Here is a 24,946-nt window from a genome sequence, read left to right as displayed (position 1 = left end):
AATCAAAAGTATTAGCCATGTAAAAACAAACAGTAAGAGCAATACACATAAGCTCAAAGCATTTGGCATCCTGCTTAAATAATAATCAATATTTTAATGTGATATTTTGATGATATTATTCGGTATGCGATACCCAATAAAATATAAGGAACACGGGTCCTTAAAAGGTAATGGATATAATTAAAACTTAATTTAGCATTCATTATTTTGAAATAAATATAACAGTCAAACTGCTAAAGTGGATGATTTATACCCTTGGTTATTGCAGCAGATTAATGTTGATGATGGGTATAAAAATGAAACACAGAGCCAGTCTGAGAACCAACGGCTGTAAGATAGTGAGCTAAATATTAAAACAATAATGCGAATTTACAGACAAAAAAATACCGCTCATTTAGGAGCGGTATTTTCAATTGCGGCGTATTACACGTCGCAGCTAATCAATTACTTTTTAGCAGGTTCAGCTACTGGCGCCGCAGAAGCTTTCTCGATTGATTTCAACTCAACTTCGAAAATCAACGTAGAGTTTGGTGGAATAGTACCAGTATCACGTACGCCATAGGCTAATTCTGATGGGATCACAAACTTGTACTTAGCGCCAACAGGCATTAATTGCACGCCTTCAGTCCAACCTGGAATAACGCGATTCAAAGGGAACTTAGCCGCTTCGCCGCGTTTATAAGAACTATCAAACTCAGTACCATCAAGTAAAGTACCGACATAATCCACTTCTACAGTGTCTTCTGCGGCAGGCTTTTCACCCGTGCCTGGAGTTAATACTTCATATTGTAAGCCAGACTCAGTTGTCACTACACCAGGCTTAACCTTGTTTTCTTCAAGGAATTTTTTACCATCTTCGATATTTTTCGCAGAAATCGCTGTTGCTTGTTCCTGACGTTTATCGTTTAACTTTTTATCTAGACCTTGAAGAATGGTTTGCATTTCTTCTTCGGTTAAACTTAATTGGTCATTCAGACCATTAGTGAAACCAGTGACGATCAGAGTGCGATCAACTGGCAGGCCTAATTCTTCTTGCTCTTTGATATGGCCAGACATATAACGACCGATTGAAGCGCCTACACTGTAAGCTTCTTTTTGAGCTTCAGTCGTTAATTCAACATTTGTACTCGTAGCTGCTTTTTCTTCTTGATTACAAGCAGATAGGCCAATAATAGCCAATGCAACTAACGATAATTTATAAATCGATTTCATTAAAGCTTCCTCAGCATCCTCAAGCGGTTACAATAACCTAAGCGTGACAACTTTATACTAGTTATCTCGGTTATACCAACTAGATTCTTTATGGGTTAACAGTGATTAATGTCACTTGATCAAGTCTAAAGACAACAACTTAGGGAGCAAGTTCATGAAGAAAAATCTACTGCTGGTAATTTGCACAGTTTTTCTAATCGCTTGCCACCCCAAAGCAGAAGATATCAGTGTTCTCACAACAGAGCCCAGCTATAGCGCGAGCCTATCAAGTAATGGGCAATTCGCCTTAGTTGCCACTCAAAGTAGTGGAGTTCAATGTTGGGATCTCAGCACCCATACCCTCAAATACCAATGGATACATGGCGATATTAATACTGGCGTCACAGGTACGGCGATTTCTCCCAACGGGATATTTGCAGCATCGTTAAGCCGAGATTCAGTTGCTATGTGGAAAATAGCCGACGGTAAGCCTTTGGGCTGGTGGTCCTTACCTTCATCCGGTGAAAGTGTCGCGGTAGCCGATAATGGCGCACTACTTATTGGTTTAAATGATGGTTCAGTCATGTCGCTTAATGCCGAAAAATCTGCCTTAATCAAGTTTCTTGGACATAAAGAGCGCGTCAATAGTGTAGCCCTCTCTGCTGATGGCCGATTAGCATTAACGGGGTCAAATGATATGCAGGCGATTCTCTGGCAGGCACAAACTGGCCAACCGCTTCATACGTGGACACTCGGCAGCCGTATAACCAAAGTGGCACTCAACGACAGTGGTAGTTTAAGTTTTACCAATGGCAGCACAGATGAAGCAAAAATCTGGGATAACACAAGCGGTAAGCTGTTAAATAAGCTGGATATTACCCGTCGCCAAATGAACTTTTCAGCGGTGAGGTTTATCAAACAAGACAGCCAGCTATTAACAGGTACGCCAGCGCGGGAAGTTATACTCTGGCAACGTGACTCGGGTAAACAAATTGAAAAATGGCAGGTTGCACTCACTAAAAACAGCCAAAATCGAGGAGCCGTTGTATACTCTGTGGCAATTCGAGATACCAATAAAGTCGTTAGTATCAGTAGCCAAGGCTTAGTTGAAACTTGGCAGAAATAGAGGTTAGCCATGCAAGGCGTACAAGCACAGATTGAAGATCTAGAAACCAAATTGGCTTTTCAAGAGCTCACAGTCGAAGAATTAAACCAAGAAGTCATCAAATTGAATCGACTGGTGGCTCACCAGCAACACCAAATTCACATGTTAATTGGTAAGTTGCAGGATATGGAACCGAGTAATATGGCGACTCAGGCTGAAGAAACGCCACCACCACATTATTAACACTGACGCTTTAGATGTTAACTTTGATTAAAAAACAGTTACTGCAAAATATCCAGGGAATGCGATGTTTAAACATTTAATGCCAAAAGAAACCCCAACTCTATTACCCATAGCGTTAGTGGGTGAACCCATTCTAAGGCAGACTGCAATCACAGTGCACCATTTCGATGCCGAGCTCGTGCATCTTGCCGAGCAAATGTCTGCCAGCATGGACGCTGCCAATGGCGTTGGTATCGCAGCCCCCCAAGTTCACAGCCCTTTAGCCTTATTTATTATGGCTTCTCGCCCTAATGAGCGTTATCCCGACGCGCCTAATATGGCGCCTGTGGTCGTGGTTAATCCGCAAATCATTAATGCATCAAGCGAGTTGGTCAGCGGAGAAGAAGGCTGCTTATCTGTACCGGGGCAAAGATTTACGATACAAAGACATCAAGCCATTGAAGTACGCTATCAAAATTTACAAGGCGAGTGGCAACAAACCGAATTAACGGGCTTTATTGCACGGATTTTTCAACATGAATTTGATCACCTTCAAGGGATCACATTACTCGAGCGTTCACTTATGCCAGAACAGACTCAGGCGATTTCAGCCCAATCCATCAAAAAAGGTGAAGCGCAATAATGAAACTGTCCTTCGTTACACCTTTTTCTCGCGCATTTATTGCACCAACCTTGGCAATGGGATTGGTTTTAAACTTATCGGGCTGCGCTTATAACAGTATTTTCATTAATTATCCTGCGCAGATCGAACCACTCAAACAAGAGCTTAATAGTGCGACTCCCATGGCCGATATCGACAAACTTGCCAGTAATATCAATGGCAATGACGGCTTACTCTATGCCCAAGAAGCGGGACGAATTGCTCAAGTCGCCGGCGATTTCGCTGCCAGTAAAAAATATTATCAGCAAGCAGTAGATGCTTATACCGCCTTTGATGATAAGGCCAAAGTCAGCGTTAGTGACATTGGCGCAACAGCCAGCAGCTTAGTGTTAAACGACAATGCGATTCCATACCGAGGCCCTGGGTATGAACGCATTATGCTGCACCAATACCAAGCTCTTAACTATTTGTTTAGTGGCGACTATCAGGGGGCTTTAGTCGAAGTTCGTCGCAGTAACGAACTACAGAGCAGCGAGCAAGAACGCTATCAAAAATCACAAAAGTCAGTTCAAGCCATGGCAAACGGCACCATAGATGCCGAGGTTAATAAACTAGGACAAGCCGCGGGCACAGTCACCAGTTCTTTCTTAAACGCTTACAGTTATTACACGACTGGTGTACTGCACGAAGTGCTGGGTGAGCCGAACGATGCCTATATCGATTATCGTAAAGCAGCACAAATCACTCCAGATAACACCTATTTACAGCAAGATCTGGTCCGCCTCGCCAAGCAACTCGGCATGCCACAATATGATGAGTTTAAGCGCCGTTGGGGCGATGCTAAGTTGCCCAATCCCAAAGATGGCCAAGTAATTTTGATGGTCGAGCGCGGCTTTGTGCCTGCAAAACAAGCTCTCACTGTACCTTTTACTATCCATGGTAACTGGCAGACAGTGTCACTCGCTACCTACATGCCAAACAATACTTTTGTGCCAGAGACGCAAGTGCAAGGTTTAGGTACAGTGCTGAAAACTGAACCTATTGCCAATATCGATGCCTTAGCCATCACAGCACTCAAGGAAGATCTGCCCGCGACGCTAGTTCGCCAAGTCGCTAGGGTCTATGCTAAATCTGAGATGGCCTATCAGATTGAGAAGAGTGGCAAACCAGGGAACAATGCTGCCGATATTGGCAGTATAGCGATGCAGATTTTTAACGTAGTAACAGAACAAGCGGATCGTCGTAGTTGGCTGACGCTCCCTAAACAAGCACAGATCGGGCGGCGTTATTTGAGTGCAGGTGAATACACTTTGCAGTTAGACAAAGCGCCACCGGCTAAAATTGATGTTGCAGCAGGCAAAACCACCTTAGTCTGGGCAATTGATACTGGTAATTACACCCGAATTTATTCAATAATCATTTAGCCTAGCGGTTGTGGTATTTGAATAAGACGTGTGTCATTAAGTTTATACAATCACAAAATGGAACTGACTATGAAACAATTTAAACTGATTTTTGTACTGGCTGCCGTTATGGGTCTAGCTGCATGTCAATCTAAAGTCGAATATGGCGATGCCACAGAAGTTGAAACCGTCAATGAGAACTTTGGCTCGACGGATCTACAAGCTATTGCAGCCAAGATGGTGGATAGCATGATGACTTTCCCTCCTATCGTGGCAATAACAGCCAATGACCGCCCGATTTTATTTGTTGATAGCATCAAAAACAAAACCTCAGAACATATCGACACTGAGTCTGTCACTGACTCTATCAGTAACAAATTATTGCGCTCAGGCAAGTTCCGTTTTATCGACATGACTAAAGTAGATTCAGTCCGTAAACAACTGGATTACCAAAACAACACTGGCATGGTTGACCCATCAACCGCCATCAAGTTTGGTCGTCAAATTGGCGCTCAATACATGTTATATGGCAATTTATCTAGCATAGTGAAGCAAGACGGTAGCACTAAAGACGTCTACTATAAGATGACAATGCGTTTAATGGATTTAGAAACAGGCCTTATCGAATGGTCTGATGAAAAAGAAATCCGTAAGATGAAGTCTAAGTCTTTCTTAGGCATGTAATTGTCCTATTGGCACTTAATTCTGCCAAACAGTAATCTCAAGAAGCCAGCGTTAACGCTGGCTTTTTTTTACATTTTTAACATTGGTAATCCAAGGTAAATAAGGTAGTGTACTCGGCCAAAATACACTGCGATGATGATGCTCAAAATTGGCGCTGGCGCGAGGGATAATTTGCCACAAAGGCAAACCTACACACACGATATTGAATGCAAACATCCAAGCAGAAAACAAAACAAATCGTTGAAGGATTTAAGTTGTGAACTTGTTTAAAGCCAGTCTCGTTGCCCTTACCTGCGGCACATTAATGTCGTGTGCAACCCAAAGTACACTCAATACGGGTCCACGTGATGCTAGCGCTTATATTAGCCAATATCAGGCTGCGCTTCGCTCGCAGGTCATCTCCGATATTCACTATGACTTGGATTTTCAGCTCACAGGGGACGCCGAGTTTTCAGCCACCTCCAAAGTGACATTTCAATTAAGTGAAGTGCCAAAACAACTGAGCTTAGATTTAAACAAGGCGCAGATAAAACGCTTTATCATCAACGGTACCGCCGTATACCCCAATTACAATGGCGCTTACATCAGCTTAAATACGCGTTTGCTCACCTCAGGTGAAAATACCATTGAAGTGCAATTTAGCCGTGCCCACAGCACCAATGGTGAAGGTTTACACCGTTTTAAAGATCCAATCGATGGCAAGGTCTACCTCTACTCTCATTTTGAACCCGCTGCTGCTCAGCAGATGTTCGCAGTATTCGACCAACCGGATCTCAAGGCTAACTATCAAATTACGGTAACAGCGCCCAAAGACTGGCAAGTCATTAGCTCGATGCGTGAAAGCCAAATCACCCCAGCGGGTGCTTACAATCGTTGGACTTTCCCACAAACTCCTAAGCTAAGCCCATATAACTTTTCGATGCACGCGGGCCCTTATCACATGTGGCAAGACAACTCAGGCCGCTATCCTATGCGCCTGTTCGCCCGTCAATCCGTTGCTAATCAAGTCACGGAGCAAGATTGGTTTACCTATACAAAACAAGGGTTAACTTTTTTCGATAATTACTTTGGTATTCCTTACCCCTTTAAGAAATACGATCAAATTCTAGTGCCAGACTTCCTTTATGGCGCAATGGAAAACGCGGGCGCAGTGACCTTTTCCGAAGATATCTTCCTTCATAAAGCGGCTATGACAGCGGATCAGAAGCAAAATCTTGCGGGCGTGATCATGCACGAAATGGCGCACCAGTGGTTTGGCGATCTCGTCACCATGAAATGGTGGAACGGCTTGTGGTTAAATGAAAGTTTTGCTTCATTTATGGGCACACTTGCGACTCAAGAAGCCACAGAGTTCACTAATGCTTGGCGTACCTTCTACGCTAAAGGTAAGCAAAAAGCCTATGAGCAAGACAGCTTAGTCACCACGCACCCCATTGAAGTACCCGTAGCAACGACTCAGAACGCCTTCGACAATATCGATGCTATCACTTACCAAAAAGGCGCATCAACGCTGAAACAATTACGCCATTTACTCGGCGACATGGTGTTTCGTCGTGGCGTCAGTAACTATTTAAAACAATATAGTTATCAAAATGCTGAGTTAGACGATTTTATCAATAGCCTAGGGAAAGCCGCTGGCCGCGATTTAAGTGCATGGACTCAAGAATGGCTCTACAGCGCTGGCGTTAACACCATCAAGGCGGAATATCGTTGTGAGGGCAACCGAATCAGCGAATTTAGCCTACGGCAGCTCCCTGCAAGCGCAGAGCTACCCACATTACGTGAACAAAAAGTCCAAGTGGCTTTATTTACCCAAGGTCGCTTTGATCTGCGAAATGACATTACAGTGCCAGTGACTTACAAAGGCGAGCGTACTGAAGTTAAACAACTGATTGGTGAGCGCTGCCCAGACCTAGTCTATCCAAACTTTGATGATTGGGGCTTTGTGAAAGTCGAGCTTGATGACAAGTCATTTAATACCGCAAAACAACAACTGAGTAATATTTCCGATCCACTACTGCGATCTATGCTGTGGCAAAGTCTGTGGGACAGCGTCCGCGAAGGTAAATTGAGCTTAGATCAATACCTAAGCACAGTGTTTGTTAACGCGCCTGCTGAGACGGACTACACAATTGTTGGTCAGATCATCGATAGCATGTTGCGCTCGAAGGAATATCTCGCGCAGATCGCCCCTATTCAGCAAAACTACGCTGAAAATGCAATTAAAGGCTTAAGCCAAATGAGTCTGAGAAAAGCAATGGAAAATAAAGGCGATAATGACTTCCAACGGATCTGGTTCAATGCCTATGTCAGTTTAGCAAGCGACAGAGATTCACTACGTCATTTAGCACAACTCATTGACGGTGAAACAAAAATTAAGGGATTAACCTTAGATCAAGATTTACGATGGGCAATCATCACCCAGCTTAATCGCTATGATTTTCCTAACGCGCTGCAGCGCTTAACCAAAGAAGCTGCCAAGGATAATTCAGACTCTGGCGAAAAAGCGGCACTTGCGGCACAAGTGATCCGCCCTGAAGCGGCCGCAAAACGTCGTTGGTTAAGTAAAGTCCATCTAGACAGCCTGCCTTTCTCCAAACAGCGGATTATTATGCAAAATCTTTATCCTGCTGAGCAAAAACTATTAAGCGCAGCTACAGCGGAAGAGCGTCTGGCGAGCTTAATGGATATGGACAAAAAAGGGCCAGTATTTATGCGTAATTATAGCCATTTCCTCATCCCAACCGATTGTAATTACACTAGCATAGCGGCATTGGACAAAGTACTTGATCGCCAAACTGGGCTATCTAACCTTACCCGCCGTAATCTACTGGAAACTCGTCAAATAGAGCAGCGTTGTGTGCTGATCAAAAATAAAATGACTCACTAATATTTAGGTCATTTAAAAATGAACAAGGGGCTCCTAGGAGTCCCTTTTTTATGTTCTGTTACAGATGAGTCTTAAACTTGAACCAGCACACAAGATGTTACCCGCGCGAAATTAAGCTCACTAACCTTTGATATAAACAAGCCAGCATTCTGAATAATGAATTAATCACACTCACAACCAGTGACATATTTAATTAAATTGTTAGCTTGAGCTTATGTGTTTTAACGGCTTACTGACGATAACCAATGTTATTTATCACCTGTAAAATATTATTCATCTCTTCAGTTTAGTCTACTAAGTTCCATCAGCTCATCAAATAAACAACCGCTGACGCAATCGTTATTGATATAAAAATCATGTAATTATTAAATTCATAAATTATGGGCGTCACTTCTAAATTTATTACTATAATTCTTCAATGATTTAATGTTTTGCCCCGTACTGCCGCTATACTAAAACAACGTTAGAGAGCTAACGGAATATAAAGGATATAGATTATGCGATCGACACTCAAAACGCGGCTGCTGTTTAGCAGTCTTTCCGCTGTACTGATCACTATTGCTGTACTCGTAAGTATCTCTAGTTATTTCATTAGAAATAATGCGTTAGAAAACACCCAACATGAAATTGACCAACTGGCGAATACCTTTTCATCCGGCATAGGTCAGTGGATGCAAGACAGAAAAATGGCCATTACGAGCCTAAAGCAAACAATTGAAGCCGATCCTAGTACCAACGTTACCCCTCATTTGTTGCAAGCGCATACTGCGGTTGACTTTGCCCTCACCTACTATGGTGACGAGCAAGGCAACATGTATCGCCAAGATCCGTCGCTGAATACCGCAAATTATGATCCCCGCGTTCGCCCTTGGTATATGGATGCTAAAACGGCGGGTAAAATGATCATGACGGCGCCCTACGTCAGCGCCACATTGAAAAAACAAGTCGTAACTATAGCAGAACCTGTGATGAGCTCAGGCCAGCTCATAGGCGTAGCGGCTGCAAACTTAACCATAGATCAGTTAACAGATGCAGTGCAGCGCCTCCAAGTACCTGGCAAAGGTTACACTCTGATGGTCGATAATGCAGGGCTCATTATTAGTCATCCCAATAGCCAACTAAATACTCAACAACTCACTAAAATCGATAGTAATTTTAGCAATAACTGGTTATCACAGCGCACTAATGCCAATACGATGGAAGAGCGAAACCTCGATGGTGCCACTAAATTAGTTTACGTTTCGGCAATTCCATCAACTGACTGGGCACTGATTTTCGTGATGGATAAGCAAGAAATCATGTCACAGGCAACCGATCTTGCTTGGTGGATGTCAGCCGTAGGTGTTGCACTATTGGTGCTGTTTGGTTTGATTTTAATCGCCATCTTTAAAATCCAATTTAAAGATCTCGAACGCGTTGCCCAAGCACTCAATGATATTGCCGAAGGCGATGGCGATCTCACTGTGCGCATTCATACTGCCAACAGTCACGATGAAATTGGTATGTTAGCTTCGGGTTTTAACCGCTTTGTAGAACGTCTACACGGTATGATTTCCCGCATGCACAAGATTGCGGGTCAATTGGAATATCAAGCCAAAGGAAGTAGTGCGTCGGCAACGGATAACAGTCAGCGCATTGAAGTACAGCAAGATGAAGTGACTATGGTTGCCACTGCGGTGACCGAAATGGCCAGCGCCACCGAGGAAATTGCCAGTAATGCTGAGCATACAGCGCAGACCGCTCAAAATGCGGTCGGACTTTCAAACCATGGCCATAAACAGGTAATGCAAAGCCAGCAATCTATCCGTAATTTAGCCAGTGAAGTCGAAACTGCAGGGCGAATTATCGGTGAACTGAACGAGCACTCACAAAAGATCAACAGCATTTTGTTGACAATTAGTGGCATCGCAGAGCAAACCAACTTACTTGCACTCAATGCAGCCATTGAGGCGGCACGTGCAGGAGAACAAGGTCGTGGCTTCGCTGTAGTTGCTGATGAGGTGCGTGTACTGTCACAACGTACGCATTCATCGACACAAGAAATTCAAGCGATGATCGAAACCCTACAACAAACCGCAGGCAAAGCCGTTAAGTCTATGACTCAAAGTCATGAAATGGCAGAAACCAGTGTGGCCGATGCTAATTCAGCCAGTGAAAGTCTGTTGCAAATCAGCAAAGCCATTAATGATATTTCAGATATGGCGAGCCAAATTGCCACTGCAGCCGAGGAGCAAACCTCAGTCACCAGCGAAATCAACCGTAATACAGAGTCGATTCGTGAAGTGTCAGAGAATCTCTCGATTGAGGCACAAACGTCTATGGTCCAAGCTCAAGAGCTCGCCCATTTAGCCGCATCATTGCAGCAGGAAGTTAATCGCTTCAAACTGTAATCAAAAGCCTTATTTTATATAAAGATTACATCAACAGTTCCATACAATAATGCCCGCAAGTGTCAGTGACATTTGCGGGCATTTCTTTACATATTATTTCTTCAAAGACTTACAATGGCTTACCTAAAGCAAGCTTAAATGATCTTCATCGCTTTATTTTCAGGAATATTGGCCTCAGGTCGAAGCTCAGCATGTACGTTTCTTAATCCTTGATAACCCATTTCAATTCGATTTCCGCCATTCTTTTTAGCTTTATACATAGCGGCATCGGCACAGGAAATAAGCTGTTTCTCATTTTCACCGTGCTCTGGATACAGAGCAATACCGATACTCGGCAGAATATGGATCTGCTGTTCGGCAAGCTCGAAGGGGTGCTCGAATACTTGCAATATTTTTTGCGCGGCCAGCAGGGTATTATGTGCTGAATCGACTCGTTCAAGTAAGATGACAAACTCATCCCCCCCAAAACGCGCAACGGTATCTGAGCCCCTCACACAACTGACTATTCGCTGCGCTGTCACTTGCAGTAATAAATCGCCCACGCTATGACCAAAAGTATCGTTAACCCACTTAAATTTATCTAAGTCTAAATAAAGCAAAGAGAAATAACTTGATTCCCTATGGGCTCGAGATAGCGCCTTTTGAAATCTATCGTAAAAAAGCTCACGATTGGGTAACAAGGTTAACTGATCATAAAGTGCAATATGCTCTAATCGCGCGAGCATTTGTCGACGCTCAATCGCAAAGGCTATTTGCGTAGAAACAAACTCCAATAACTCACGGTCTTGGTGTGTATATGAAGCCGAAGTGGGCAAGCTATGCATAATCAAAGCGCCGATAACGCCTTTCTGTAGCTTCAGCGGCACACCCAGCCAACTTAAACAGCCATTACCCAAATCTTCACGAATCGCTTGGGGATAATCAGTTAAGGTCACGGGACACAGGAGTAAAGACTCAGCACTGCGGATCACTTGGTCAGTGAACACACTGAAACTTGCAATATCGATAAGCGAATCCTCGCCAGTAGCGGCTTTATAAGGAAAACTTAATTCATTTAAATCTTGATCGTACAATGCTATAGCAAAGTTTGCTGCGGGCAGTAATTTAGCAATAATTTCATGAATTCGCCGATACAGGGCTAGCAAGTCCTCAGCGACATGCACAGCCTCTGAAATCTCATATAAGGCTGCTTGTCTACGTTCGGCATTTTTGCTCTTAGAAATATCTCTAGCGACTGCGACACGTTGTTGATAAGCATCGGACCAACGTGCAGACCAAAGAATATCGACGATAACACCATCTTTACGCACATAACGGTTTTCAAAATCGACTTTAAAGCGACCTGCCATAATTTCATTGGCCGTTGCGAGAGTGCGTTCCCTATCCTCTGGAATGACAAGATCTAGCATCTGCATACCCATCATTTCTTCTGGGGTATAGCCAAAAATACGTTCTGCCCCAGCACTCACAAATTCAAACCTCCCCGTTTTATCGACGACACAAATAGCATCCAAGAGAAGGTCGATAAAATTGCTTAAGGAAGTGTAGCCATCATTATTCACGTAATTCTCCAATAAACGTCCGTCTTTGGCTAAGTCCTAAGTTTGATCATAAGCATAAAAATAATAATAACGCACTATTAGAGTAGGTTAATTTTCAATGTCATTCCAGAGTTGGCTAAGTTAAGTCCGACTTTTACAGAGTTAAATTCAAACAAAATCAAACACAATACTTAAGGCCATCGGTGGCACTATTTGACTCTGGACGACAGATATCGGCACAATGCCCTAAAATGTTGGTCAACATCAGGGCGCTGCTTTGGTACGCGCAAATCGCATTAAAGGAATTTATTTTTGGACCGATTGTGCTCTCCGTTACATCAACCCAACCATTTTCGCCTTGGGCTTGCCATGTGGTCGCACTCGAATTGGCAAGAAAGTGTGTATGGTCACGGAACTAAACAAGCGGAGCGACTCGCCCGTTACGCGACAATATTCAATACTGTCGAAGGGAACACCAGCTTCTACGCAACGCCTGCACAGCAAACGGTAATGAATTGGCACAGTGCCACGCCCGATAGCTTTCGTTTTACCTTCAAACTACCGCAAACCATCACTCACCAAAGATTATTGCAACACTGCGGCCAAGAATTGAAAGATTTTTTCCAGATAATGGCACCATTAATCGATAAAACAGGGATCTGGAAAATTCAACTGCCTGCCCATTTCGGCCCAGAAAACTTGCCTGCGTTAGCGCAATTTCTAGATCAAATCCCCCAAGGGTTAACCTATGGCGTCGAAGTCAGGCATGCTGCGTTTTTTGCTAAGGGAGATGCCGAGCGTGCGCTTAATCGATTACTCATCGATAAAAAAGTGAATCGCATCATCATGGACAGCAGGCCCTTGTTTGCACTGCCGCCAAGCAATGTCGCGATTATCGACGCTCACAAGAAAAAACCTCGAGTACCAGTGCATGCGATTGCCACCGCCAATAATCCAGTGGTGCGCTTTATCGGCCAACCAGACGATGCCGTAACACAACTCGCACAGCAAGGCGTTACTGCTTTACCTAAGGATAACGATGCCTTTTTTGATAATTGGCTGACCCAACTCCCGCAATGGCTCGCAGAAGGTCGAGAGCCCTATCTATTTATTCATACTCCCGACAATGAAGCCGCGCCTGAACTGGCCATCCGTCTCTATCAAAAATTGCGCAGCCAAATTGCAGCGCACATTCAACTCGCCGAGCTATGCCTGCTTGATAAGAAACCTGAGGAGACAAGCACGCAGATGGGACTTTCTTGGTAAAACGGGCGCTAAGTAAAATGGACGTAAGAAGAAACCCACGGCAAACTCGCCGTGGGTATATACCCAAACAACCTGAAGATGCAGGATTCAGCGGAAATTTAACGCACTTTAGGCAAGGCCATTTATTGCTCCTGCATAAATGGCATTCACGCCATCCATGGCGATTGCGGTTATTTGCAGGCCTAGCGGGCTAAGTTAAAAATAACCAACGCAGCATAAAGTGCGTTAAAACCCGCCGGGACGGAGCGCCCAGGGCACTCCACTTCCGTGTTGCATCAATTCAAAAGGTGACCGACATTCTGTCATTAATGCGCCTTGAATTGAAGCACCCTGGGCGCTCTGAAACTCGTATCTTCAGGTAGCTTGGGTATAGATGAAAAACAGCTTTAACTCGGGATAAATAAGTTATTCATTTGCTCAAAACCAAGGGAAATGGCTTTAGGTATTGAATCCTTATCAACGGCAATAACCGCATTATTTGGCTCTCGTTGAAACGGTTTTGCCTTAATTGAATTTAACAAAATTGGATTAAGCAAAGTGCTATAGGCCTGTAAAAATGAAGCTGGGCCAGTGGAAAAACGCTGCACACCTGCGGCAAATAACTCGCCGATATCCATCAGCTCATTCAATAGCATAAAATTCAGTGGCATATCCACAGCGGCAGACAAGCGCTTAGCGGTCTCGACCTGATTCGCGCCAGGGATAAAGCCGCCATCCGCACCCGCAGCCTGATATTGAGTTAACCTATCGATAGTCATAACAACTGCGGCCTCACCACTGGCTAAACCCAGTAAATACACATCAGTTCGCGCATTAATAAATAATCCCTGGCAACGAGGATGGGCGCGAATAGCTTTAATTTTTGCCACCATCTCAGCAACACTTGCACTGCCATCCTCAATATTAATTCCTGCTACGCCAAGCTCAGCGAGCTGCGCAACAAAAGCAGCAACCTCATCGGGATCTTGGCTATAACCAGATTCAATATCTATCGTCACGGGCACTCGGCTCAGCCGTAGGATATTGTTCACTACGTCCAATAAAGCCACTTTAGGTAACGCTTGGCCATCGGGATAACCGAGCGACCAAGCCAGTGCCGCGCTACTGGTCGCAATCGCACGGGCGCCAGATGCTTGGATGATGGCCGCACTGGCGGCATCCCAAACGTTAGTTAATATCAGCGGCTCTGATTGTTGGTGTAGTGCTTTGAAAAGTATTCTAGATTGCTCAGCCATCTTATGTCCTTGTTGGTGTTGAAGGCTCAACTCTAACAAGATGGCTTAGGTAATTATCGCGGGAAACGGCACTGAACCGAAAAGCCAAGCCCTCAAGGCTTGGCTATGTGAGCATTCAACTTGAGTATTCTTGGCTAACCCCAAAGTGCATTGGCAAGGATAAACACACTCGCGGAGAGCAACATAGTAATAGGTAGTGTCAGCAGCCAAGCGAGCATGATTTGCTTAATAGTTTGGATCTGAAGCCCTGAACGATTAGCCACCATAGTACCCGCTACAGCGGAAGACAAAATATGAGTCGTCGATACCGGCATCCCCGTCATACTGGCAATCCCAATAGAGACGGCAGCGGTGACCTGCGCGGCAATGCCCTGGCTGTAAGTCATACTCGATGAACCAATTTTTTCCCCCACGGTATATACAATCCGTCGCCACCCCACCAACGTGCCGCAACCCAGCGCAGTAGCAATGGCAATAATCACCCAAATGGGCGCATACTCAGTCGTTCTAGTGAGATCTTTTCGCCATTTAGCCAATGAATTCAAATCCTTAGCAGGAAGATCCAATTTAGCCACTTGGCGAGCAGTATCATCGATGCACAACAATAAACGTCGCACCTCGCGTCGCTCTTCTACATCCATATCTTTGTAAGTTGAGACTTTTGCTAAGCGACGGTCAAGCAACGACATCGCCGGTAATACATTGGCAGATGAGCAATGGGCCAGCATATATTCTGGAACGTTGACTAAGGCTTTAAAGTCGATAACATCCGCGATAACGGCTTGGTTACGGTCATAAATCGCCATAATGCGACGATTAGCATCTTGAGTTCTTTCTAAATCATAGGGTTGACTGCCCATGTCCAAGGCAAAATAAGCCGGTGCCATACAAATCAGCACTAGCATCACTAAACCTATCCCCTTCTGTCCATCGTTAGAACCATGGGCGAAACTCACCCCCATAGCAGAGATAATTAAACTCGCCCTTGCCCAAAATGGAGGGTGTTTTTTACCATTAATCTGCATCTGCTCATCGGGGGTACGGTGAATTTTATGTTTCTGCCAAACGTATTTCATGATGAGCAAAAAAATCCCTGCCATCACAAACCCTAAGGTCGGCGAAATAATCAAGGACAGCATGATCTGCGTTGCTTTAGAGACATTAATGCCCTGCAAGATAGGCTGATGATTTATCCAAGCGAACGCGCCACCCACACCCATTATCGAACCAATCAAGGTATGGGAGCTCGATGCCGGAATACCAAAATACCAAGTACCTAAGTTCCAGATAATTGCCGAAAATAGCAGGGAAAACACCATCAGCAAGCCTTGGATTGAGTCCATACCGAGCAAGGAGTCTACGGGTAATAAATGCACTATCGCATAGGCCACCCCTAACCCCCCTAACAGCACACCCGCAAAATTAAATAGTGCAGAGGTAACGACCGCCAGATTTGCCGGCATAGCCTTGGTATAGATCACCGTCGCCACCGCATTTGCCGTGTCGTGGAAGCCATTAATAAATTCGTATGCCAGTACAAAAAGTACGGCAAGGACTAAACCCACCGACCACGCAAAGCCTAACGTTGTGAACATTTCAAACATAAAATACTTACCCATGGCGAGAACGCCCACAGGTTACGCCCAAGTTTGGGGTCTTTTACAGTGAAAAATTGTTTAGATTGTCAAAAAGTGAATTAGCCCCCAATAACTCAGTAGCATGCTTGCAATTACAACTGGCTTGATTTTATTCGGCCAAATGAATATTTGTGCTGCGAAAAGGGGCAAAACATTGATTCAATGTTAAATAATTCAACTAAAAGCAGTGTTAAACGCCATAAACCGTTACAGGGTTATATCCCATGATCGCCTAACCGAAATCGCTGTGGCGTCATCCCAAAACGCTCCTTGAAGGCTTTGATATAGGATGAATCATTTTGATAACCAATTTGGTGGGCCACATTCTGTATTGACAGATCTGTCGCCAATAACGACAGCGAATAGATCAGCCGTAAATGTTGACGCCATAATACGAATGAAGAACCAAACTCCCTCACAAATAGCCTCGACAATGTTCGTTCCGATGCCCCAACCATCTCACCCCATTTCACTAAAGAGAAATCTAAAGCTGGCGTTTGGGTTAAATGCTCAAAAATCAATTTTAGGCGCCTATCTTGCGGTATCAGTAACTTGAAAGTCTGTCCTTCCGCACTATTAATTTGATCATATAACACCTCAAGCAAACGCAGTATTGGCGCCTGAACCATTGGATCAACATTCGTTGGGGTATTAAAAGCACATTGTTTTCTGAGCGTTAACACTAACTCCCTTATAAAAGCACTCATGGCGACAGGCTTAACCATGGCACCATAATCTCGACCATACATAGGATTCAAATAGACACCAATAAAGCAGGTATCTGTAATCGCAACAGACTCATGCATGACACCTGCAGGCACAAAAAGCGCTGTGGTATGGGGGACCAAAAAAAGTGCCTCATTTGCCTCTGTCTGTAACAGGCCTTGAAGCGGAAAAATAAGCTGATGCCAACAGTGCTGGTGTAAAACATCCACATAACCCTTCTGCATCTCAATCGTTTTGACAAAAGAAGGCATATTAGGCGCTTGCTCAATAATGGCGTTAATCGAATCGAGTTGGCGACTTAGCATTATTACTTGTCCATATGACGTTATTCAGCCAAATAAAAAGGATTGTAGCATAGCGTTATCCCATAAAAGACACAGGAAAACTCGATGCGCATTCATTGCATTATCCATGAAAGCTATGAAGGTCCAGGCTATTTTAGCGATTGGGCTGCAAGCAAAAACTACAGTATGAGCTTTAGCAGAATCTATCTAGATGAAGCTTTACCCGACAATAGTGATGGTTTTGATCTATTAATTATCCTCGGTGGCCCTCAGTCTCCCGCGACATGCAAAAACGATTGTCCATATTTTGATAGCCAAGCAGAACAAAGGTTTATCAGACAAGCTATCCAAAAAAATAAAGCCGTTGTGGGGGTTTGTCTTGGGGCACAGTTAATCGGTGAGGCATTAGGTGCCCGTTATCAAAAGAGTCCACATGCCGAGATTGGTTACTTTCCTATTGAACTGACTGCGGCAGGAAAAAGTGATATTAACCTTAAGACATTTTCGACCACTGAAGTGGTCGGCCACTGGCATAACGACATGCCTGGCCTCACTCCCGATTGCGAAGTGCTCGCCACAAGTGCAGCCTGCCCGCGGCAAATTGTACGTTACACAAATTTAGTTTTTGGATTTCAATGCCATCTTGAATTTATTAGTAGCCAATTAGCGCCATTAATTGCTCAAGAAAATGCTTTTTCTAGCATACAGAAAATGCCATATATTCAAAGCCCTGAATTCATACTGGGGCAATCAACGGCTAGGATGAATCAGTTACTGGGGCATTTTTTAGATAATCTAGTCCTAACCTATCAAGCCGTATAAAGTAAAAAGTGGCTCAAGCTAAAACAAAAACGCCAGCTAAGTTAGCTGGCGTTTTAGATTAATGAATCACGAATCGCTTATTGCAGATGACCTGCATTGTGCAATTCACGATCATCCTTTGCAGGCGGATTCCACTGATACATCCAAGTCTCAGACAATGGCTGACCATCGACCTCCAAATAGACTCTCAGGTTAATCGGCTCAGTACCATCTCCCGGGGGCACTACGTCAAACATAGCGCGGTAACCATTAATCGAGGCTAGAGGACGGGCAGATTCAATTTCCACTTTGCCTTCAGATGCTGTGATCACGGCTTTAACTTGGGTGTCTTTACCTATCATAGGTAAAGTTCCGCCCGCGAAATCAACCACAAAACGCTTACTGTAGTATTTGCGTTTCTGGCCAACTACGCCGCCAATCCCGGTGAAGGTATCGACAACCCGAGCACGGGGTGATTGAACCGGTGGAATGCCACCCCAGTACATGTTGTAGCTGTACAGCAGCTCTTGACCAGGAACAATCGGCTCAGCAGGATTCCAGAAAGCCACTATGTTATCAAAGGTTTCATCCAGTGTTGGAATTTCAACCAACTGCACTGAACCTTTACCCCAACTGCTGGTTGGTTCAATCCATAGGCTTGGGCGTTTATCATAAAACACGCCGTCGTCCTGATAATGATCAAAGTTACGATCACGTTGCAGTAAGCCAAAACCTTTTGGATTTTCATCGCTATAGGCGTTGAATCGCAGGTTTTCAGGGTTACCTAGCGGACGCCAAATCCATTCACCATTCCCCGTGTGCATGGCTAAACCATCGGTATCATGGATTTCTGGACGCCAGTCATAACCGGTGCGGCGATCGTTCTCACCCACCATAAACATACTGGTCAGTGGCGCAACGCCTAAACGTTCAATCGCTTTACGTGGATAAACAGCCACATCCACCTTCATTTTTAAACGTTCACCCGGTTCGATATCAAAACGATAAGCCCCCGTGACACTCGGAGAGTCTAGCAAGGCATACACAGTGGTGATATTCGATCCTGGTTTAGGTTTTTCTAACCAGAAATTGGTGAACATTGGAAACTCTTCGGGTTTTGGCAGTGCAGTATCAACCGCTAAGCCGCGAGCCGACAAACCATACTGCATTTCTTGACCCACAGCGCGGAAATAACTGGCGCCAAGGAAGGCAACAATGTCACGCTGCCAATCGGTATTAAATTGCATACGGAAACCCGCAAAACCAAGATCCTTAGGCAACTGACTACCTTTGACCTTTGACTTGCCGTAATCGAACATTGAAGGTGAATATTCGATTAACTTAGCCTTACCCTCATTTAGCTCATAAATATGGATAGGGGTATCAAAAAACAGCCCAAGATGGAACAGTTCGGCACGAAACTCCGAATCTTGATCACGCCATAGCGCGGCTTTCTTCTTGAAGTGGAATTGTTGGTAATCATCCCAACTCATGCCCTGAAGGCTTTTAGGTAATTCGCCTTTATGACTCTCATAGGGTTGTGCAGCCATAGTACGGGCATAACCCTTAAGCCAAGCGTAACTAAACTCTTCACCTTCTTGTGGTGACGCCTGCTTACCTGCCGCACATGCTGAAAGACTCAGCAATACGCTACAGGTTAACAATACGCCACCGACCATACGCTGCAAACGGCCGCGACGAGAGGAAGATTGGGCTTCAATCGAGGGTTGTGTCGCCCTCGATTCTTGATAAACGTTTCTTTGTTCGGGAAATAAATTGGGTTGCATAAGCAGACTCTGAATTGGTGTAACTTCCTGACACTTCCCTGCAAATCTGACTCAATTGCAGCGATGGCCCTGTGGAGAACTGTTGATGACAGAGGTAACAATACAGCGATCAGCAACAATTCGCCAGAATCTAGCATACTTTCTGTCGAATGGAATATGGCATGCTAGCTATTTTCAATCTTGAGGCCTATTTATGAAAATATGATTAAAAAATTCCGTTATTTACTGAATTCACGCCCATAAAAACTTCACTGCCAGCAAGAAGGCCGTCGACTTAATATCTGAAGATAAAGTGCACCTTCGGCATAGGTTAATTATCTGCTCAGCGTGTTAACTCGAAGAGATAATATCGCCAGCCCGCAAAATCGGTTTATGGCCTTAAAATCATACAAGTCGCCGTAGCAGTGGCGAGCAGTTTTCCATCTTGCGTTTTTAGCGTACCTTCCGAAATACCTAAAGACTTAGATAAATTGATCACCTTACCCTCAGCCACTAACACTTGATGTTTAGGCACAGGTCGAATCATTTTAATATTCAAGTCGATAGTGCCGTAACCGACACCCGCTTCAAGCAATGTATGCACGGCGCAACCTGTAACAGAATCCAATACAGTCGCGGCAAAACCACCATGAACGCCGCCCAATGGGTTGAGGTGCTTATCATCGGCAGTCGCATGGAATGTCACCGTTCCTTCGTCGGCTTGAACCAGCGACATTGGCATAGTGAGAGAGATAGAAGGTGCAGGTAATTCACCCCTTGCCATCGCCTGTAAAATGACTAAACCCGACATTTGCTGAATATTCATATTCCACCTAAATTGCTGAGCGTCAAAGCACATGAATAAAAATGACCGCTTAACCACTTTGGATTAGGCGATCATTTAACTGAAAATCCACTTAAACGCTCGGTCTGCATTAACCCCAGCGGCGCCTAAATTGGATCCATATACCACTAAAAAGACTAATAAATATAAGCTCAGCGAAGATCGAATCTATCTAAGTTCATCACCTTAGTCCAAGCGTCGATAAAATCATCGACAAATCGCAGCTGTGCATCACTGCTCGCGTACACTTCTGCGAGTGCACGCAGCTGCGAATTAGAGCCAAAGATCAAATCAACACGACTTGCAGTCCACTTTTGCTGGCCACTGACGCGATCAACACCCACAAACATATCCTCCGCTTTAGAAGTGGGTTTCCACGTCGTCCCCATATCGAGCAAGTTAACAAAAAAGTCATTGGTCAAAAACTCAGGACGCGCAGTCAATATACCCGTTTTTGACTGATCAGAGTTCGTATCTAACACCCGCAGACCGCCAATAAGCACTGTCATTTCCGGCGCAGTTAAGGTCAGCAATTGTGCCCTATCGACCAATAACTCCTCCGCCGAAACAGAAAACGGAGTGGGATGATAATTTCTAAAGCCATCTGCGACAGGTTCAAGTACCGCAAAAGATTCCACATCAGTTTGTGCTTGCGTGGCATCCATACGACCTGGCGTAAATGGAATCGTCACTTCAACCCCCGCATTTCTAGCCGCTTGATCAATACCGACACAGCCTGCCAGCACAATCAAGTCAGCAAGGGAGATTGTCTTACCTCCTTGATTGAACTCAGACTGAATACTCTCAAGCACTTTGAGCACCTTAGCGAGTTGCTCAGGCTGATTCACTGGCCAATCTTTTTGCGGCGCGAGTCGAATTCGCGCACCGTTCGCACCACCGCGCATATCGGAACCCCGGAAGGTCGACGCCGAGGCCCAAGCGGTTGCAACGACTTCTGAAATCGTTAATCCAGAGCCAATAATCTTAAGTTTAAGATCCGTTACATCCTGCTCATTAACCAGAGGATGATCAACCGCTGGAATTGGGTCTTGCCAAAGAAACGTTTCTGCAGGCACTTCAGGACCCAAATAGCGTGTACATGGCCCCATATCTCTGTGTGTCAGCTTGTACCAAGCTTTTGCAAATACATAGGCAAACTCATCGGGATTTTCAAAGAATCGACGTGATATTTTCTCGTAATCAGGATCGAAGATCAGTGCAAGGTCGGTGGTCAACATGGTTGGCACATGACGTTTTGAGGCGTCGTGCGCATCGGGGATCACCCCTTTACCCGCGCCATTTTTAGGTATCCACTGATGGGCACCCGCAGGGCTCTTAGTCAGTTCCCATTCATATCCGAATAGATTTTCAAAAAAATTGTTACTCCATTGGGTTGGTGTTGAGGTCCAAGTCACTTCGAGGCCACTGGAAATAGTATCGCCACCTTTACCGCTTTTATAGCGACTCTGCCAGCCTAGGCCTTGCTGCTCAATACCTGCGGCTTCTGGCTCAGGTCCGACTAATGCTGCGTCACCTGCACCATGGGTTTTACCAAAAGTATGACCCCCAGCAATCAAGGCTACGGTTTCTTCATCATTCATCGCCATGCGGGCAAAGGTTTCGCGGATATCTACGGCGGCAGCGAAAGGATCAGGGTCGCCATTGGGTCCCTCAGGGTTAACATAAATCAACCCCATTTGGACTGCGGCGAGGGGATCTTCAAGGTCTCGCTCTCCCGAGTAACGCTTATCGTCTAACCATTTATTTTCCGCACCCCAGTAAATATCAGCTTCGGGTTCCCAAATATCGACTCGCCCACCAGCGAAACCTAAGGTTTTGAATCCCATAGATTCCAGCGCGACATTTCCTGTAAGGATCATCAAATCGGCCCAAGAGATTTTATTGCCATATTTTTGTTTAATCGGCCAAAGGAGCCGGCGTGCTTTATCGAGGTTTACGTTATCTGGCCAGCTGTTTAACGGTGCGAAACGTTGATTACCGCTGCCCGCACCACCGCGTCCATCACCGGTACGATAGGTGCCGGCACTGTGCCATGCCATACGAATAAATAGCGGCCCATAGTGGCCAAAATCTGCAGGCCACCAGTCCTGTGAATCCGTCATTAATGCGAGGAGATCTTGCTTTACAGCAGCTAAATTGAGGGATTTAAAGGCTTCAGCATAATTGAAGTCATCACCCAAAGGATTAGATAAGGAAGAGTGTTGGTGCAGAATATCGAGCCGGAGCTGTTTAGGCCACCAATCTCGATTCGAGGTGCCACCAGCAGAATGGTGCATAGGACATTTGTTCTCAGACATAACGTGCTCTCCTTCTGTTCGCAAAAAATATTCAAGTAAATAAAATCTAAATGACTTTTGCCGCAAGTTTGTACTGCTTAACGCTCTCTACCACAGACTAATCGTTTCAATAGAGAAATAAAAACCAGTCTAACGACCTTACCTTACCTCTAGATGAAACGCGATGAATCCGCTCATTAAAAAATATTCAGCAAAAATTACCCTTTCTAAAATAAGCTATTAAAGGATAGTAGAATGATACCAATCATAAAAAAACAAGGGCTGCAAAATGCAGCCCTTGTTTTTTTATTGGGTAAAACTATGGGGTAACTGACTACTTAACTTCTGCCACAGGTTTACGTCTATTGTGCGCAATGATCAGCGCAACTAAACAGATAACCCCGACAGCGATACCCACTGGCTGGCTCAAAGGTTGCGGTAAACCTAGGCCAATACCCGCAGTCATAATATAAGACACAGTAACGCTGGTGCCGCCAATTGCTGGTAAGCTAACAATCCAATGGAAGGTCCCGCGATCGAACAAATACTTAGTCGCTAACCACAACACACTGGTTGATAGCAGCATATTTGAGAAGGCAAAGTAACGCCAAATCAAAGAGAAATCGATCTTCGTCATAAAGTACGCAATGGTCAGAATAGGCACTGCAACCAATAAGCGATTACGCATACTTTGCGGAATATGGAAGGCATCGATAATCGTCAAACGCAGCGAACGAAATGCGGTATCGCCAGAGGTGATAGGGAAGATAGCCACGGCCACAATCGCCATAATACCGCCCGCAACACCTAAATACGTAGTTGCCACTTGGTTAACCACTAAACCTGGGCCACCTTGGTCGAGCAAACTCTTAAGCTCAACATAACCGCCAGGGAAAGCTGCAATACCCGCCGTTGCCCATACACAAGCAACGATACCTTCAGCAACCATAGCGCCATAATACACAGGGCGAACATATTTCTCATTCGTCAAGCAACGAGCCATGATAGGCGCTTGAGTTGAATGGAAACCGCTAATCGCACCACAGGTAATAGTCACAAATAACAGTGGCCAAACAGGTAGCCCATCAGGGTTTGGTTCGAGTAACTCATTGTTGTAATGGCTGTGGTCGAAATAGGCAAACACATCACCCATTTCAGGTAACTGCGGCGCATTGATCATTAGAGCAACGGCGATAGAAACTGTCATGACTATCATCAACAAACCAAATGCGGGATATAATTTAGTGATGATTTTATCAATCGGCAGCATAGTCGCTAAAAAGTAATAGACTAAAATCACTAACACCCAGAAGGTATTATTGCCAAAGATGGTGTCTTTAAAATAATCGAGATTACTCAGCAAACCTGCGGGGCTCATGATGAAGACCACGCCCACAAAAAACAGCAGCATAGCCGTAAACAGCAACATCACGCCTTTAAAGTAAATATTAAAGTAGTGGCCCGCAATCTCTGGCAGACTCTTACCGTCTTCTTTTATGCTGAGCACGCCAGAAAAATAATCATGTACTGCGCCGCCAATAATATTCCCCAGTACAATCCACACTAAGGCTATTGGGCCGTAAAGTGCACCGAGGATCGGGCCAAATATCGGCCCCACACCCGCGACATTGAGGAACTGGATCAAAAACGCTTTAGCCGGATGAACCGGAACGTAATCGACGCCATCTTCGAATCTCGCCTGTGGTGTTATCGCTTTAGGATCTATACCCGCTTGCCGCTCAACAAAGGGACTATAGAACTTGTATGCAAGCACTAAGAGTGCGATACAAATAAAGAAAATTAACATTATTTAATTATCCATACTTTAGTAGGAGGTGATTTAATGGAGAGTTTCATTGAGTTAGCGACTGAGGTCAAGCAACACACTATTAGACTAATGTCGGGTTGATTATCTGAAACAGCCGTACGAGTGGGTATAGATGAACAAACGCGTTTAAAAATAATCCCTATGAAGTATTCAATTTATCTGCAACAGTACTTATCATACTAAAACTGAGTTCCTCTCATCGTCCTTATTCCAT

General features: G+C 44.7%; 18 protein-coding genes. 9 read left to right on the top strand and 9 right to left on the bottom strand.

Going from position 1 to position 24,946, the window contains the following annotated elements; genetic code table 11:
* Positions 1-444: 444 nt before the first annotated feature.
* Positions 445-1,212 carry an FKBP-type peptidyl-prolyl cis-trans isomerase gene (fkpA, locus tag KFE26_RS18535; RefSeq protein ID WP_105250047.1) on the bottom strand — a complete coding sequence of 256 codons (768 nt, stop codon included), beginning with the start codon at positions 1,210-1,212 and terminating at the stop codon, positions 445-447.
* Positions 1,213-1,366: 154 nt separating this feature from the next.
* On the opposite strand from fkpA, the gene KFE26_RS18530 reads away from it, so the two are divergent.
* From KFE26_RS18530 to KFE26_RS18500, 7 genes are all read left to right on the top strand, one after another.
* Complete coding sequence (locus KFE26_RS18530) at positions 1,367-2,317, top strand: WD40 repeat domain-containing protein (protein ID WP_173246498.1); 951 nt, start codon at positions 1,367-1,369, stop codon at positions 2,315-2,317.
* Between the two features lie 9 nt (positions 2,318-2,326).
* On the top strand, positions 2,327-2,539 hold the full coding sequence (locus tag KFE26_RS18525; RefSeq protein WP_006080410.1) for a SlyX family protein: 213 nt from the start codon (positions 2,327-2,329) through the stop codon (positions 2,537-2,539).
* A 64-nt stretch (positions 2,540-2,603) separates the two neighbouring features.
* Entirely contained in the window at positions 2,604-3,161 is a 558-nt protein-coding gene (gene def, locus KFE26_RS18520; RefSeq protein WP_168824914.1) for a peptide deformylase, read from the top strand.
* Entirely contained in the window at positions 3,161-4,564 is a 1,404-nt protein-coding gene (locus KFE26_RS18515) for a COG3014 family protein (protein ID WP_113939848.1), read from the top strand. Before def ends, KFE26_RS18515 begins: the two co-directional genes overlap by 1 nt.
* Before the next feature lie 69 nt (positions 4,565-4,633).
* A complete protein-coding gene (lpoB, locus tag KFE26_RS18510; protein WP_173246506.1) occupies positions 4,634-5,227 on the top strand; it encodes a penicillin-binding protein activator LpoB in 594 nt (197 codons plus the stop codon).
* Between the two features lie 256 nt (positions 5,228-5,483).
* Positions 5,484-8,117: an aminopeptidase N gene (gene pepN / locus KFE26_RS18505; RefSeq protein ID WP_105250049.1), complete on the top strand. Its 2,634-nt coding sequence runs from the start codon at positions 5,484-5,486 to the stop codon at positions 8,115-8,117.
* A gap of 497 nt (positions 8,118-8,614) precedes the next feature.
* Positions 8,615-10,507, top strand: a complete 1,893-nt coding sequence (locus tag KFE26_RS18500) for a methyl-accepting chemotaxis protein (RefSeq protein WP_212601311.1) — start codon at positions 8,615-8,617, stop codon at positions 10,505-10,507.
* A gap of 134 nt (positions 10,508-10,641) precedes the next feature.
* Here the strand turns inward: KFE26_RS18500 and KFE26_RS18495 are convergent, their stop codons facing one another.
* Complete coding sequence (locus tag KFE26_RS18495; RefSeq protein WP_212601310.1) at positions 10,642-12,069, bottom strand: GGDEF domain-containing protein; 1,428 nt, start codon at positions 12,067-12,069, stop codon at positions 10,642-10,644.
* Positions 12,070-12,360: 291 nt separating this feature from the next.
* Here KFE26_RS18495 and KFE26_RS18490 point away from each other — a divergent pair, with 291 nt between their 5' ends.
* A complete protein-coding gene (locus KFE26_RS18490; protein WP_212601309.1) occupies positions 12,361-13,314 on the top strand; it encodes a DUF72 domain-containing protein in 954 nt (317 codons plus the stop codon).
* A gap of 386 nt (positions 13,315-13,700) precedes the next feature.
* Here the strand turns inward: KFE26_RS18490 and KFE26_RS18485 are convergent, their stop codons facing one another.
* The 3 genes from KFE26_RS18485 to KFE26_RS18475 all read right to left on the bottom strand — a co-directional run bounded on the left by KFE26_RS18485 (position 13,701) and on the right by KFE26_RS18475 (position 17,217).
* Positions 13,701-14,549: an isocitrate lyase/phosphoenolpyruvate mutase family protein gene (locus KFE26_RS18485; RefSeq protein WP_212601308.1), complete on the bottom strand. Its 849-nt coding sequence runs from the start codon at positions 14,547-14,549 to the stop codon at positions 13,701-13,703.
* Positions 14,550-14,683: 134 nt separating this feature from the next.
* Positions 14,684-16,153, bottom strand: a complete 1,470-nt coding sequence (locus KFE26_RS18480) for an inorganic phosphate transporter (RefSeq protein ID WP_212601312.1) — start codon at positions 16,151-16,153, stop codon at positions 14,684-14,686.
* A gap of 248 nt (positions 16,154-16,401) precedes the next feature.
* A complete protein-coding gene (locus tag KFE26_RS18475) occupies positions 16,402-17,217 on the bottom strand; it encodes a helix-turn-helix domain-containing protein (RefSeq protein WP_173248684.1) in 816 nt (271 codons plus the stop codon).
* Positions 17,218-17,301: 84 nt separating this feature from the next.
* Between KFE26_RS18475 and KFE26_RS18470 the strand changes: the two genes are divergently transcribed.
* Positions 17,302-18,018, top strand: a complete 717-nt coding sequence (locus KFE26_RS18470; protein ID WP_212601307.1) for a type 1 glutamine amidotransferase — start codon at positions 17,302-17,304, stop codon at positions 18,016-18,018.
* Between the two features lie 77 nt (positions 18,019-18,095).
* Here the strand turns inward: KFE26_RS18470 and KFE26_RS18465 are convergent, their stop codons facing one another.
* The 4 genes from KFE26_RS18465 to KFE26_RS18450 all read right to left on the bottom strand — a co-directional run bounded on the left by KFE26_RS18465 (position 18,096) and on the right by KFE26_RS18450 (position 24,711).
* Positions 18,096-19,784, bottom strand: coding sequence for a glucan biosynthesis protein (locus KFE26_RS18465; protein ID WP_212601306.1), 1,689 nt, complete (start codon positions 19,782-19,784; stop codon positions 18,096-18,098).
* Between the two features lie 370 nt (positions 19,785-20,154).
* Complete coding sequence (locus KFE26_RS18460) at positions 20,155-20,589, bottom strand: PaaI family thioesterase (protein ID WP_212601305.1); 435 nt, start codon at positions 20,587-20,589, stop codon at positions 20,155-20,157.
* A gap of 170 nt (positions 20,590-20,759) precedes the next feature.
* Positions 20,760-22,925 carry a catalase/peroxidase HPI gene (katG, locus tag KFE26_RS18455; RefSeq protein ID WP_212601304.1) on the bottom strand — a complete coding sequence of 722 codons (2,166 nt, stop codon included), beginning with the start codon at positions 22,923-22,925 and terminating at the stop codon, positions 20,760-20,762.
* Between the two features lie 313 nt (positions 22,926-23,238).
* Entirely contained in the window at positions 23,239-24,711 is a 1,473-nt protein-coding gene (locus KFE26_RS18450; RefSeq protein ID WP_105250058.1) for a carbon starvation protein A, read from the bottom strand.
* Between the last annotated feature and the right edge of the window lie 235 nt (positions 24,712-24,946).

It is taken from the genome of Shewanella sp. M16, assembly GCF_018224605.1.
Classification (GTDB): domain Bacteria; phylum Pseudomonadota; class Gammaproteobacteria; order Enterobacterales; family Shewanellaceae; genus Shewanella; species Shewanella oncorhynchi.
The sequence above is the reverse complement of the archived record's forward strand: the minus strand, read 5'-3'. Positions and strand labels throughout refer to the sequence as shown.

Excerpts from the sequence above, each read along its gene's own strand:
- def (WP_168824914.1), top strand. The coding sequence starts at position 2,604 with ATGTTTAAACATTTAATGCCAAAAGAAACCCCAACTCTATTACCCATA.
- KFE26_RS18485 (WP_212601308.1), bottom strand. The coding sequence starts at position 14,549 with ATGGCTGAGCAATCTAGAATACTTTTCAAAGCACTACACCAACAATCA.
- KFE26_RS18530 (WP_173246498.1), top strand. The coding sequence starts at position 1,367 with ATGAAGAAAAATCTACTGCTGGTAATTTGCACAGTTTTTCTAATCGCT.
- KFE26_RS18480 (WP_212601312.1), bottom strand. The coding sequence starts at position 16,153 with ATGTTTGAAATGTTCACAACGTTAGGCTTTGCGTGGTCGGTGGGTTTA.
- KFE26_RS18515 (WP_113939848.1), top strand. The coding sequence starts at position 3,161 with ATGAAACTGTCCTTCGTTACACCTTTTTCTCGCGCATTTATTGCACCA.
- katG (WP_212601304.1), bottom strand. The coding sequence starts at position 22,925 with ATGTCTGAGAACAAATGTCCTATGCACCATTCTGCTGGTGGCACCTCG.
- KFE26_RS18460 (WP_212601305.1), bottom strand. The coding sequence starts at position 20,589 with ATGAATATTCAGCAAATGTCGGGTTTAGTCATTTTACAGGCGATGGCA.
- fkpA (WP_105250047.1), bottom strand. The coding sequence starts at position 1,212 with ATGAAATCGATTTATAAATTATCGTTAGTTGCATTGGCTATTATTGGC.
- KFE26_RS18470 (WP_212601307.1), top strand. The coding sequence starts at position 17,302 with ATGCGCATTCATTGCATTATCCATGAAAGCTATGAAGGTCCAGGCTAT.
- lpoB (WP_173246506.1), top strand. The coding sequence starts at position 4,634 with ATGAAACAATTTAAACTGATTTTTGTACTGGCTGCCGTTATGGGTCTA.
- KFE26_RS18500 (WP_212601311.1), top strand. The coding sequence starts at position 8,615 with ATGCGATCGACACTCAAAACGCGGCTGCTGTTTAGCAGTCTTTCCGCT.
- KFE26_RS18475 (WP_173248684.1), bottom strand. The coding sequence starts at position 17,217 with ATGCTAAGTCGCCAACTCGATTCGATTAACGCCATTATTGAGCAAGCG.
- KFE26_RS18465 (WP_212601306.1), bottom strand. The coding sequence starts at position 19,784 with ATGCAACCCAATTTATTTCCCGAACAAAGAAACGTTTATCAAGAATCG.
- KFE26_RS18525 (WP_006080410.1), top strand. The coding sequence starts at position 2,327 with ATGCAAGGCGTACAAGCACAGATTGAAGATCTAGAAACCAAATTGGCT.
- KFE26_RS18450 (WP_105250058.1), bottom strand. The coding sequence starts at position 24,711 with ATGTTAATTTTCTTTATTTGTATCGCACTCTTAGTGCTTGCATACAAG.